This window comes from Promicromonospora sp. AC04 (assembly GCF_003058225.1).
Classification (GTDB): domain Bacteria; phylum Actinomycetota; class Actinomycetes; order Actinomycetales; family Cellulomonadaceae; genus Promicromonospora.
The window spans coordinates 310166-323040 of record NZ_QBUG01000005.1; the positions used below are offsets into that span (position 1 = coordinate 310166).

10 protein-coding genes are annotated in these 12875 nt (G+C 73.5%); all 10 read right to left on the reverse strand.

The features are described 5' to 3' along the window. Positions 1 to 139: 139 nt before the first annotated feature. On the reverse strand, positions 140 to 1015 hold the full coding sequence (locus C8K30_RS15495) for a CoA ester lyase (RefSeq protein WP_108493793.1): 876 nt from the start codon (positions 1013 to 1015) through the stop codon (positions 140 to 142). Further along, positions 1012 to 2220 carry a CaiB/BaiF CoA-transferase family protein gene (locus C8K30_RS15500; RefSeq protein ID WP_108493794.1) on the reverse strand — a complete coding sequence of 403 codons (1209 nt, stop codon included), beginning with the start codon at positions 2218 to 2220 and terminating at the stop codon, positions 1012 to 1014. Before C8K30_RS15500 ends, C8K30_RS15495 begins: the two co-directional genes overlap by 4 nt. Continuing rightward, positions 2217 to 4355, reverse strand: coding sequence for an SUMF1/EgtB/PvdO family nonheme iron enzyme (locus C8K30_RS15505; RefSeq protein WP_108493795.1), 2139 nt, complete (start codon positions 4353 to 4355; stop codon positions 2217 to 2219). Before C8K30_RS15505 ends, C8K30_RS15500 begins: the two co-directional genes overlap by 4 nt. 9 nt (positions 4356 to 4364) lie before the next feature. Further along, positions 4365 to 5417: a ribokinase gene (locus C8K30_RS15510; RefSeq protein WP_108493796.1), complete on the reverse strand. Its 1053-nt coding sequence runs from the start codon at positions 5415 to 5417 to the stop codon at positions 4365 to 4367. After that, positions 5414 to 6814, reverse strand: coding sequence for an ADP-ribosylglycohydrolase family protein (locus tag C8K30_RS15515; protein ID WP_108493797.1), 1401 nt, complete (start codon positions 6812 to 6814; stop codon positions 5414 to 5416). The genes C8K30_RS15510 and C8K30_RS15515 overlap by 4 nt, the downstream gene beginning before the upstream one ends. Beyond that, a complete protein-coding gene (locus tag C8K30_RS15520) occupies positions 6811 to 8013 on the reverse strand; it encodes an ADP-ribosylglycohydrolase family protein (protein ID WP_108493798.1) in 1203 nt (400 codons plus the stop codon). The genes C8K30_RS15515 and C8K30_RS15520 overlap by 4 nt, the downstream gene beginning before the upstream one ends. 70 nt (positions 8014 to 8083) lie before the next feature. After that, entirely contained in the window at positions 8084 to 9358 is a 1275-nt protein-coding gene (locus C8K30_RS15525) for an ABC transporter substrate-binding protein (RefSeq protein ID WP_233257196.1), read from the reverse strand. 47 nt (positions 9359 to 9405) lie between these two features. Then, positions 9406 to 10245 carry a carbohydrate ABC transporter permease gene (locus tag C8K30_RS15530; RefSeq protein ID WP_108493800.1) on the reverse strand — a complete coding sequence of 280 codons (840 nt, stop codon included), beginning with the start codon at positions 10243 to 10245 and terminating at the stop codon, positions 9406 to 9408. Positions 10246 to 10249: 4 nt separating this feature from the next. Beyond that, positions 10250 to 11230, reverse strand: coding sequence for a carbohydrate ABC transporter permease (locus tag C8K30_RS15535; RefSeq protein WP_108493801.1), 981 nt, complete (start codon positions 11228 to 11230; stop codon positions 10250 to 10252). Continuing rightward, on the reverse strand, positions 11227 to 12330 hold the full coding sequence (locus tag C8K30_RS15540) for a LacI family DNA-binding transcriptional regulator (protein WP_233257197.1): 1104 nt from the start codon (positions 12328 to 12330) through the stop codon (positions 11227 to 11229). The genes C8K30_RS15535 and C8K30_RS15540 overlap by 4 nt, the downstream gene beginning before the upstream one ends. Positions 12331 to 12875 lie beyond the last annotated feature (545 nt).

Sequence of the window (12875 nt, forward strand, 5' to 3'; positions counted from 1 at the left end):
GGCTGATGCTGCGGGCGAGGGCGGGAGAGATGCCGCCGGCGAGTGGTGTTGCTGTGCGTAGACGTTGTCTACGCAGAGCAACACACTCCGCTGAGTACGTGTCTCCCCCAGGGCTCCAACAACGGTGCAGCGCCGCCCTTCAGCGGGCCAGCCGCAATACCCAGCGCGCCCGCTCAACCATCGCGACGTCGAGAAACGTCCCGTCCTCCAGCGCCACGGCACCGACGCCCTCGGTCGCGGCGTCGCCCACCCGCTCAAGCACCTCTCGCGCAGCCGCGAGTTCTCCGTCGCCAGGCAGGAACGCGGCCCGGATCGTGTCGAGCTGCCCCGGGTGGATCGCCGTCCGGCCGCAGAAGCCGAGCGCGCGGCCCGTGCGGCATGACGCCGCGAGCCCGTCCAGGTCGCGCACGTTTGTGTACGCCGACATGTGCGGCGGCGGCAGTTTCGCCGCCCGGGCCGCGACGACGACGCGGCTCCTCGCCCAGGTGAGCCCGTCGTCGGCGTCGACCCGCAGGTCCGAGCGTAGGTCCGCCTCCCCCAGCCCGATGGACGCGACCTGCGGCGACGCCGTCGCCAGCTCGAAGGCACGCTCGACGCCGAGCGCCGACTCGACCAGCAGGTGCAGCGCCCGGCCGGGCAGGGCCGCTGCGAGCGCCCGGACCTCGTCGGCCGACTCGACCTTGGGAATGCGCGCGCCGACTCCGGGCGGCAGGGCCGCGACCATCGCGACGTCGTCGACGTGCCACGGCGTGCCGCGGTGGTTGATCCGCACCTGGACGGCCGTGGCGGCCCGGTCAGCAGCCGGGCCACCGGAAGACCCGGCACCCCGGCCACCGGCCGCGCCGTCGGGCAAGCCCGCGAGCAGCCGCGCCGCGCTCTCCCGCGCCTCCCCCTTGCGCGACGGCGCGACGGCGTCCTCCAGGTCGACGAGCACCGAGTCGGCCGGCGAGGCCAGCGCCTTGGTGACCCGGTCGGGGCGGTCGGCCGGGACGTACAGCAGGGTCAGCGGCGTCATACCGCCCCCTCCTCCCGCAGCTCCGCGACCCGCTCGGCACTGAACCCCAGCTCACCCAGCACGAGATCCGTGTCCGCGCCGTGCGGCCGGCCGGTGAACTGGATGACGCCGTCGTGCTCCGAGAGCCGGAACAGCGGCCCCTGCATCAGCATCGGCCCCAGCTCGGGGTCGTCGATCTCGTGGATCGTCCCGAGCGCCTGGAACTGGGGGTCCTCGACGATGTCCCGCGCGTCGTACACGGGGGCGACGGCGGCCTGGGCCTCCTCGAACGCCGCCACCACCTCGTCGCGTGTCCGCAGCGCGATCCACCCGCCCACGGCCTCGTCCAGCTCCTCGGCGTGTCGAGCCCGGTCGACGCCGCGGGCGAACCACGGCTCGTCCACGAGCTCCGGACGCCCGACCAGCCGCACCACGCGCTCCGCGATCGACTGCGCCGACGTCGACACCGCCACCCAGTGCCCGTCGCTCGTGCGGTAGGTGTTGCGGGGCGCGTTGTTGCTGGACCGGTTACCGGTCCGAGCCTGCACGGTCCCCAGCTGGTCCCAGCGCGTGATCTGCGGCCCGAGCATCGCGAGGATCGGCTCGACGATCGCGGTGTCCACTACCTGCCCGTGGCCGGTCCGGTCGCGCACCGAGAGCGCCGTCATGATGGCGAACGCGGTGGCCAGCGACGCGACGCCGTCGGCCAGGCCGAAGGGGGGCAGGGTGGGCGGGCCGTCGGGCTCGCCGGTCATCGCCGCGAAGCCGCTCATCGCCTCGGCGAGCGTGCCGAACCCCGGGCGCGCGCGGTACGGGCCGGTCTGGCCGAACCCGGAGATCCGCGCGAGCACGAGGCGCGGGTTGCGGGCCGACAGCTCCGCGTAGCCCAGGCCCCAGCGTTCGAGCGTCCCGGGCCGGAAGTTCTCGATCACCACGTCGGCCTGCTCCGCCAGGGCGAGGAACACCTCGCGGCCACCGGGCGAGCCCAGGTTCGCGGTGACCGTGCGCTTGTTGCGGCCCAGGGTCTTCCACCAGAGGTTGACGCCGTCCTTCGCGGCGCCGTGCGTGCGCGACGGGTCGGGCCTGGCCGGGTGCTCCACCTTGATGACGGAGGCCCCGAGGTCACCCAGGTGCATCGCCGCCATCGGCCCGGCGAACAGCGTGGACGCGTCCACGACGCGCAGGCCGGCCAGGGCGCCGTCGGCGGGATCGCGGGACACGCTCATGCGGTTGCCTCCCCTCGAACGTCCGACGCCGGATCCGCCGGCAGGTCCCACGCACAACGGAACCCGACGGTGGCGCTCCGCGCGAGCCCGAGCCCCGGGAGCAACAGCTTCACCGAGTAGTCGGGCGCGTGCCGCCCGCCCTCGACGTACCAGTCGGAGCCCTCGGCCCGGTAGTCGCTGCCGCCCTTGAGCATGACGAACCGGGTGCGGCCGTCGCTGTGCTCGCTCTCGGTCCAGTTCCACACCGCGGGCTCGACCCGGCGCAGGCCGCCGGTCTCCCCCGCGAGCTGCCACTCGTCCTCGGTCGGCAGCCGGCCGCCGCGCCACGCGCAGTACGCGCGGGCGTCGTCGAGGTCGACGAACGTCACCGGGTGCCCGTCGGTGCCCGCGGCGGACGGGCCGCCGTCGGCCCAGTGCGCCAGGAACCGGTGCGGCTCGGCGGGCGCGTAGTCCGTAGCGGCGAGGAACTCGGCGAACTGCGCGTTCGTCACCTCGGTCGCGGCGACCGCGACCGGCGCGGCCAGCGCGCCGTCGCGCTGCAGCGTCCGCGCGTCGTGCAGGCGTGGCGGAAGCGGCTTCCACTCGTCCACGTAGGGCGCGCCCTGGTACATCCCGGCCTCCCGCGCGCGGTAGCGCACGGTCAGCACGTAGGGACCTTCCGGCACGACGACGGCGTCCGCATCCGGCGTGCCCGACGGCGTCCGCGAGCTGTCAGACGCGTCGGTCGCTCCGGTGACCCGTGGCTCCGACCCGACGGGGCGCCCGACGCGGCGCGCGAGCGCGTGCGGGAACCGGGCGTCGGCGTCGTGCGGCGCTGCCGCCAGGGCGTCGAGGAGGCCGGGCAGCCACTCGGGCTCCGCGGCGTCCGCGCCCACGTGCAGCAGCGCGGCGATCCCCCGCCCGGGTACGACGACGTCCGGCCCGCCCGACGGGTCAGACGCACGGATCCCTCCGGTGACCTCTGCGCACGGCGCGTCAGTGAGCGCGACGAGGCGCCCCGCCGCCCGCTCGGGAGCGTCCACAGCCAGCACCGGCCCGGCGTAGTCGGCGTCGCCCCGGTTCACCAGCGTCCAGAGCGTGACGCCGTCCAGCTCCCACCGGGAGGCGTACACCCCTGCGGCGTCGGCCTCGGGCGCGAGCTCCGCGAGCGGCGTCCACTCGCCGTCCAGCAGCAGGTCGCCGGCGGCGCGCTGGACGGTCACCAGGCGGCGAACCGTCGCGGCGTCGCGCCGGGACCAGCCGACCCACACCCCGAACACGACCTCCCACACCATGACGCCCACACCGTTGAGCCACGCGGACTGCAGCTCCGCCGAGTGGTCCCGGTGCCAGCGCCGCACGTGGTGCTGCATGTGCCGCCGCTCGTACCAGTGCGCGCGCAGCACGCCGGGCACCGGCGAGTCGGCGAAGAACTGCGCCCACGACGAGGAGTGGTCCTCGATGCGCTCGACCGCCAGCTTCGACTCGCCCTCCAGGACGATCCCGGGCCGCGCCGCCTCCAGCCGCGCGACCAGCTCGGGCTCGGCCTTCTTCAGGGTGTCGAGGAAGACGCCGTCCGCCCCGAGCTCGGCGACCACCGCGGCCAGCTCGGTGAGGTCGTCGGCGCCGCGCCGCGTGCCGACGTCCCACGGGTTGTAGTCGACGAACACGTGCAGGCCCGCCTCGTGGAACGTCCGCACCAGGCCGGCGAGGCCTGGCACGTCGCGGTAGAAGTCCCACTGGTTCCGGTCGTCCAGCCCGATCACCGGGTAGGCGTGCCACAGGACGACGGCGTCGAGCCCGCCGAACCGCTCGCGGGCGTCGCCGAGGAACCGCTCCGGCGTGAAGCGTCCATCGGAGAACGAGTAGAGCAGCTCGTCCCACAGCCACACCTGCGCCACGGTGCTGCACCGCGCCGCCCAGGCGGCCTCGGGCCGGGTGTACGCGGCGCCGGAGTAGCCGTGGTGCTTCTTGGCGTCGGAACGCCAGGCCCGCAGGGTCTCGCGCCAGGCCGGCCGGTCCGCCGGGTCCGCGGGCCCGGAGAAGATCTTGGCCTCGTCCAGGGCTGCGCTCCGCTCGGCGCTCAGCGGCCCGACGCCGACCTCGGTCGGCCGGTCGATCGGCCGCGGGACGAGGGGGTCGAACGTGTAGCTCATGATGCCTCTCTAGTTCTTTTCGACGAGCAGGCGCTCGGCCAGCGCGACGACGTCGGCGGCGTCAGGCACGGCGTCCTGCGCCCCGAACCGGGTAACGGCGAGCGCCCCGGCCGCCCCGGCCACCTGCGCGGCCTCGACCAGCCCGCACTCGACGGGGCGGGCGAGGGCGGCCGCCAGGACGCCGCAGTAGGTGTCGCCCGCGCCCGTGGTGTCCACCGCGGTGACCTGGGCGGCGGGCACGCGGACGGACGGGACGTCACGCTCGGCGACCAGGCTCCCCTGCCCGCCGAGCGTGACGACGACGGCGGGCACCCGAGCCAGCAGCTCGGCCGCGAGTTCCTCGGGGGTCGCGGAGCCTGTCGCATCGGGCCCACCGGCCGCACCCGCGCCGGAGTCTCCCGAAGCTGACCCGCCCGCCCCCACCGTCGGACCACCGACCAGGTCAGCGGCCTCGTGCTCGTTGACGACGAGCACGTCGACCTCCTCCCAGAGCTCGTCGGGCAGCGGGCGCGACGGCGCGGCGTTGAGCACGAACAGCGCGCCCTCCCGGCGCGCCCGGGCGGCCGCCACGACGGTGTCGAGCGGGATCTCCAGCTGCGCCAGCACGACGTCGGCGTCCGCGATCCGTTGCGCCTGCGCCGCGCCCACCCGCACGCGCGAGTTCGCCCCGGGCGCCACGACTATCGTGTTCTCGCCGTCGGGCGACACGGTGATCAGCGCGGTTCCGGTCGGGGCCGCGACGCGCTCGACGATGTCGGTCCGCACGCCCGCCCCCGCGAGCGAGGCGAGCAGCAGCTCGCCCGGCTCGTCCCGGCCGAGCGCCCCGACGAACGTGGTGTCCGCTCCCCCGGCGCGCGCCGCGGCGACCGCCTGGTTGGCGCCCTTGCCGCCGGGCGTGCGGCGGAGGTCGCCGCCGAGAATCGTCTCGCCGCCCGCGGGGTGCCGGGGCACGTCGACGACGAGGTCGACGTTCGCCGAACCGACGACGACCACCCGGCCGCCGTCGGCCGAGCCAACGCCCGGGCGGTCGGCGCCCCCGGAGCTCAGGTCCCCCACGCTCATGCCCCGCCCCCGACGGTTGAGGCCGGCGCGGCCAGCGCGACGGTGCGCGCCACGAGGTCGTCGATGCGCTGCTCCCCGCCCGGCAGTGAGGTCGCGATCCGCCCGTCGAGGGGCACGGTCCACCGCTCCCCGATCCCGTCGAGGCCGCGCAGGGCGCCCACGACCCCGCCCACGGTCGCGGCCGCCGAGTCGGTGTCCCACCCGGCGGTGACGGCGATCGAGACGGAAGGCCCGAACTCGCCCCGGCCCGCGGTGAGCGCGAACGCGATGACCGCCGCGTTGTTCAGCACGTGCACCCAGTGCAGGTGCCCGTACTCGGCGTGGATGCGGTCCAGCCCGGCCCGCACGCCCGCCTCGCTCCCGTCACGCTCCGCTCCCAGCGAGCGGCCGAGCCGCACGGCGTCGGCCAGCCGGCTGCCCGGCGGCACGACGGCGTCCGCTGCGTCGAGCACCTGCTCCACGCCGTCGGCCACCATCGCCGCCGCGGCGAGCGCCGCCGCCCAGGCCGCCCCGTACACCCCGTTGCGGGTGTGGCTGAGCCGGGCATCTGCCCAGGCCAGCCGCGCAGCCGTCCGGACGTCGCCGGGCGAGACCCAGCCGAGCAGGTCGGTGCGGATGAGCGCCCCGATCCACTCGCGGAAGGGGTTGTGGTGCGTCGCGGTCTCGGGCACGGGGCGCGCGTCGAGGATGTTGCGGTACGCGGCGCGCTCGGCCGTGAAGGTGCGGCCGGCGGGCAGGTCGTCGAGCCAGAGCTGCGCGACGTCGTCGGTGGTGAACCCGCGACCGTGCCGTTCCAGGAGCGCGAGGGCGAGGATCGGGTAGTTCAGGTCGTCGTCCTCGGGCATCCCGTCGATGTTCTCCTCCAGCGACGTCGGCGCCGACCGGCGGTTCCAGGGCCAGCGCGCCGCGACGTCGTCGGGCAGGCCGGCGGCCGTGAAGTACCGGTCGAGCGGCCAGCGGCCGGTCGACCGGAGGATCTCCTCGATGCCCGCCCGGGGGATCTTCTCCACGGGTTTCCCGAGCAGGCAGCCGGCCGCACGGCCGGTCCAGGCGCCGAGCACGCGGTCGGCGTACGCGGCCTCGGGGCTGCCGGGTCCGGACGGCCGCCGCGGCAGCGCGGGCACGGGCGGCAGCAGCGACTCGAAAGCCGCCCACTCGTCAGGCTCCTCGGGGGCCGACGGCGCGGGCCGGGCTGCCAGCTCGTCCAGCAGCTCGCGCGCCAGGGCCCGGAGCTCGGGCGACGCCGGCACCGGCCCCGCCCCGGACACCGCCGGCGTCGGGTCACCGCCCGCCGCGACCCAGCGGTCGCGGAGATCGGTGACGTCCTTGCCCTCGGCCGCCGACTGCACGAGCTCGTGCGTCAGCAGGTCCTCCGGCTGGGCCCAGGTCAGCCTCACGCGGGCTCACCCGCCGTCGCCACGTCGGCAGGGGCGACGGCGTCGAGCGCCACCAGCCGGGTCAGGGCCCGCTCCCGGTCCGCCCGCAGGATGTCGGCCGCGGCGGAGGCCATGAGCCGGCCGGTCTCCCGGACGTCCATCTTGCTCGCGGACTCGACCTCGTCGAGCCACTCGGCGGGCACGACGCCGCTCCCGCCCAGCCCCGCGCTGATCGCGCCGGCCATGACGGCTATCGAGTCGGCGTCGCGACCGTAGTTCACCGCGGCCAGCACGGCCCCGCGGTAGTCGCCGCGGTGGGCGAGCAGGAGCCCGAGGGCGACCGGCAGCTCCTCGATCGACTTGGTGCGCGAGGGGCGGCGCGCGTCCATCGACATCTGCCGGTACTCCGGCCCGACCGAGTCGTACGGGGCAACGGCCTCCCGGACGAGGCGCGCGAGCTCGCGCTCCTCGTCGTCGGTCGCCGGCCTCCCTCCGGCACCCGAGCCGGTCCACCCGGCGACCGCGTCCACCACCGCGTGGAGCGCCGCGGCGGTCCCGTCGTGCGCGACGTCGAACGCCGCCACCACGACGTCGTCGAGCGTGGCGCCCGGGGCGACCGACGCCGCCACCATCGCCGCGAAGACGCCGGCCGCCTCACGCCCGTAGCTGGACTGGTGGGCGCCCGTGAGGTCGATCGCCTCGGCGTAGGCGCCCCGCGGGTCGCCCGCGTTCGCGAGCCCGATGGGCGCCGCGTACATGGCGGCCCCGCAGTTGACGACGTTGCCCACACCAGCCTCGCGCGGGTCCACGTGCCCGTAGTGCAGCCGGGCCACCAGCCACTTCTCGGCGAGGAACACGCGCTGGAGCAGCAGCACCGTCGACTCGAGCTCGGGAATCCAGCGGGGCTCGCCGATCATGAGCGGCACCAGGTCCTCGGCCATCGCGTACGCGTCGAGGTGCTCGCGCCGCTTCGCATAGACCTCCACCAGTGCCCTGGTCATGAGGGTGTCGTCGGTGATGTGCCCGTCGCCCTTGTGGTATGGCGCAATGGGGCGCGCGTCCTGCCAGTTCGGGTACCAGGGCCCGACGATGCCGCGCACGCGGCCCCCGTGCCGCTCCTCGATCTGCTCGGGTGTCCAGCCCTCGGTGGCGCCACCAAGGGCGTCTCCCACGGCAGCACCGGTGATCACAGCCACCGACCGTTCCTCTAACCAGCTCACGGCTACGCTCCTTCGTCGTTCCTCGCCCGCCGCGCGTCGCGGCACGTCCCCCGCTCGTCCCCGGTGATCGTTACTGCGTGATCTCCTCCCAGCCGCTCGTGAGCTGCTCGGCGAGCTCCGCCTCGTCGGTCTCCTGCGCGAGGTAGCGCTGGTAGGCCGGCGTCGCCACCGTGTCCTTCCACTGCGCGTAGGAGTCGGCGAACAGGTACGGGGCCGAGACAAAGTTCTGGCCCCCGGCCAGGATCGTGCTCCAGCCGTTCTCGTCGCCGAGCTTGTCGGTCATGGCCTCCTGCGCCGACGTCGTCGCCGGGATCAGGGCGTCCGCCTCGTTGAGCGCGGCGAGGTTCTCCGTCTGGGTGAAGAACTCGATGAACTCGGCGGACTCCTCGACGTGCTCGGAGTCGATGTTGACCGACAGCGTCTGCGGGTTGGCCGCCTGCTGCGGGCCCTCGGGGCCGGCCAGCGGCGGCAGGGCCACCCAGTCGAAGCCCTCCGGCGCGTCCTTGGTGATGTTCGCGGCCTGGTAGGAGCCCTGCACGGTCATCGCCGTCTGCCCGGCGTAGAACGACGCGATGGCCTCGGACCCCGACTGCGTCATGGTGACCGGGAGGATCGACTTGTCCTCGTACGCCATGGCGTGCACTTGCTCCGGCAGGGCCATCTCGCCGTCGCCGATCGTCAGGGTGGCGTCCTCGCCGGTGCCCTCGATGTAGGTGCCGCCGAACCCGGGGGCCAGCGACATGAACGTTGCGGTCGGGCTCGCCAGGCCCCAGCCGAGGCCGTAGACGTCGCCCTTCGTGGTCGCCTTCGCGATCTCGCGCAGCTCGTCCCAGGTCATGGTGTCGCCGGTCGGGATCTCGACGCCGGAGTCCTCCAGGAGCTTCCGGTTGGCGAAGACCACGTACGACTGCAGCTCGGTCGGGTACGCGATCACCTGGTCGTCGACGGTCACGGAGTCGAGGATGCCCTCGGGGATGTCCGCGCGGCGCTCGTCCGACATGAGGTCGGTGAGGTCCGCGAGGTAGCCGTCCCGGGCGAACGAGACGATGCTCGCGGCCTCGTAGTGGATGATGTCGGGCGCGGCGCCGCCGTTGAACTGGGTGATGAGCTTGTCGTAGACGCCGTCCCAGCCGGCGGGGACGATCTCGACCTGGACGTCGGGGTTCTCCTCGTTCCAGTCCGCGACTATCGACTCCGTCGCCGCGATGGCGGCCGGCTGGTCGGACAGCGCCTGGAACTTCAGCGTCACCGGGCCGTCGTCGCCCGCGTCACCGCTGCCGCAGGACGCGAGCAGCAGGGTGGTGATCGTGAGGCATGCGGCGATGGACACTCCACGAGTCTTCATGGGTCTGCCTTTCGGATAGGTTCTTGCGGGGTGGTTCGGGTGGGCGGTCATCCCTTGACCGCCCCGGCCATGAGGCCGCCGGTGAGCTTCTTCTGCATGATCGAGAAGAAGACGATGCTGGGTATCGCGGCGAGCACGGAGCCCGCCGCAAGGGGGCCGAGCGCGACCTTTCCCTCGCCGCCGATGAACGTCGACAGGGTGATCGGCAGGGTGTAGTTCTCGGGCGACTGCAGCAGGACCAACGCGAAGAAGAACTCGTTCCAGGAGGACACGAAGCTGAACATCGCCGTCGCGACGACGCCGGGGGCGAGCAGCGGGAAGACGATCCGGCGCAGCACCACCAGGCGGTTGCCGCCGTCCATCGCCCCGGCCTCCTCGAGGTCCACGGGGATCGCGGCCACGTAGCCCTGCAGCATCCACAGCGCGAACGGCAGCGTGTACGTGGTGTGCACGAGGGTGAGCCCCACGAGACTGTCCGTCAGCCCGATCGTCCGCAGCACGAGGAACAGCGGCAGGATCACGAGCACCACGGGGAACACCTGGCTCACCAGGATCCAGCCGACGCCGGCCGCGCGGATCGCCCCCTTGAGCCGCGCCAGCACGTAGGACGCGGGCAGCGCGACGAGGATGACGAGCGCTGTGGACGCCAGCGCCACGATCGCGCTGTTCCCCGCGGAGCTCACGAGGCCCTGGCGGGCGAGCGCGTCGGCGTAGTTCTCCCAGTGCCACTCCTGCGGCAGCAGGCTCACCACGAGCGAGTTGAGCTCGGCGGACGACTTCACCGACGCCGAGATCAGCCACAGCAGCGGGAACCCGAGGAACACTATGTAACAGGCCAGCGCCACGTACTGGGCGAGGCGGACCAGCTGCTGGGCTAAGACGCGCATCAGCTCAGCCCTCCTTCTTTTTCGTCTCGACGCGGTCGTCGCGCAGCTGCGACCGCAGGTAGACCGCGAGGAGGAGGACGACCACGACGACGAGCACGACGCCCATCGCCGCCGCGTACCCGATGTTGCGGTTCTTGAACGCCTCCAGGTAGGTGAACAGCATCGGCAGCATGGTGCGGCCGCCGGGCCCGCCCTCGGTCAGCACGTAGACCAGGGAGAACGAGTTGAAGTTCCAGATGAAGTTCAGCGACGTGATCGACGTGAGGATCGGCCGCAGGCTCGGCAGCGTGACCGCCCAGAACCGGCGCCAGGCGCCGGCGCCGTCCATCGCTGCGGCCTCGTGCAGCTCGGCCGGGATCTGCTGCAGCCCGGCGAGCAGCGTCACCGTGGTCTGCGGCATGCCCACCCAGACGCCGACGACGATGACGGCGGGCAGGGCGGTCGAGAAGTCGGCGAGCCAGTTGATGTCGTCCGGCAGGCCCAGCGAGCCGAGGAACGCGTTGAGCGGCCCCGCGTTCGGCGAGTAGATCATCTTCCACATGATCGCCACGACGACGGGCGGCATCGCCCACGGGATCAGCGCCAGCACTCGGGTGAGCCCCTGCAGCCGCAGCCCGGAGTTGAGCAGCTGCGCCAGGCCCAGCGCGGCGACGAGCTGCAGGAGCGTCACCGCGACGGCCCAGATCATGCCGATGCGGAACGAGTCCCAGAAGAACGAGTTGCCGGCCAGCCGCACGAAGTTGTCGACGCCGACGAACTGGTAGTCGGGGCGCCGCACGAGCTCCGCATCGGTGAACGCCAGGAGCACGCCCATGAGCAGCGGCGCGACGGACAGCACGAGGATCGGCAGCAGCGACGGCATCACCAGCGCGGCCGCCTCCCGGCGTCGGGCACGGTCCAGGCCGCTCGGGGCACGACGGCGGTCCGAGCGGCCGCCCTGGCGGGGTACCGGCGTCGGCGGCCGGGACGAGGTGGCGACGGTCATCGTGCGCTCTTCTCCTTCGAAGCGGGCGGGCCGGCGACGTCTTCGGCGCCGGGCAGATCAGCGGGCGTGGCAGCGGGCGGGTCCGCAGGCAGGGTGGACTCGCGCACGACGAGGTGCGGCCCGATGGCGATCTGCTGGGCGGGCTCGACGACGTCGCCCACCCGGTCCAGGACGAGCCGGGCCGCCGCGCGGCCGCGCTCGGCTGACCCGAGGGACACGCTGGTCAGGCTCGGCTGGAAGACGCGGCCGATCTCGGTGTCGTCCATGCCGGTGATCGCGAGCGCGCCGGGCACGGACAGCCCCAGCTCCCCGGCGGCCCGGATGACGCCGATGGCGAGCAGGTCGTTGGCGGCGACGACGGCGTCGAACGGGCCCGCCGCCGGGGTGCGGGACAGCAGGCGGCGCGCGGCGGCGAGCCCCGCCGCGACGGTGAAGTCGTCGGCCTGCTCGGTCTCCGCGTGGTCCCCGGCGAACGCGGGCCCGCTCGTGGCGGCGTCGAAGCCGCGCTGCCGGGCAGCGCCCGGCGTGGTGTCCAGCGGTCCGTTGACAAAGCCGATGCGGCGTCGGCCGATCTCCACGAGGTGGGCGACTGCCTGGCCGAGGCCCGCGGCCGAGTCCGTGGAGACGGAGTCGATGCCCTGCTTCTCGAGCGAGCGCCCGATGACGACGACGGGGACCGGCGCCTGCTGGATCGCCTTCACGAGCTCGTCGTCGGTGCGCAGCGGGCTGACGATCAGGCCGTCCACGAAGCCGCTGCCGAGGCTCCGGACCAGGTCGATCGTGGAGGCCACGGTGTGGCCGGTGGACATGACGACCACCCGGTAACCGTGGGGCGCGAGGACCTCGTGGATGGCGGTGAGCATCTCGACGTAGACCGGGTTGCCGATGTCGGCGACGGCGAACGCGACCTGGAAGGTCCGCTTCATCCGCAGCGACCGGCCGATCGCGTCCGGGCTGTAGCCGAGCTCGGCGGCCGCGGCGCGGACGCGGTCGACCATCGCCCGACTCGCTCCCGTGCCGTGCAGCGCCCGTGAGGTCGACGCGAGCGACACCCCGGCGCGCTCCGCCACCTGCATCAGGGTGGCGCGTGATGACGACACTGTCACTCCACTTCGTCGTGAGGTTCTGCTGGCGGTTCCGGTTCGGACTGGAAACGTTTCCAATTCGCGAGTGCGTACAGACTGGAAACGTTTCCTGTGATGGCGGCCAGTGTGGCACCGAGCCAAACAAGACGTCAAGCGGCCGAGTGACAGGCCATCGCGAACCGCAACCTACGGGTCCAGCCAGTCGCCGAGCCGTCGCGAACCGCAACCTACGGGTCCAGCCAGTCGCCGAGCCGCAACGAACTGACCAATCAGCGCCCAAGTGGACCATCAAGCTTCGGCTCGACAGCGCGCCAGACGGCTGGCTTGCGGGTCGGCGTCAAGGGGGTGGAGGTGGAGCTTGCGGGTCGGCGTCACGCCGTCGGCAGCAGGAGCGCGTAGCCGGCGAAGCCGAACAGCGACCTCCACACCAGCCCCCGCACCCCGGGCACCCGCGTGATCGGCAGATCTTGGTTCGGTGCGGTCGACATCCCGTCAGGCGCCGTCGCCGGTGGTCTCGTCGCGCAGGTCACTCATGAACTCACCCTGGGCGGCCGGGGCGC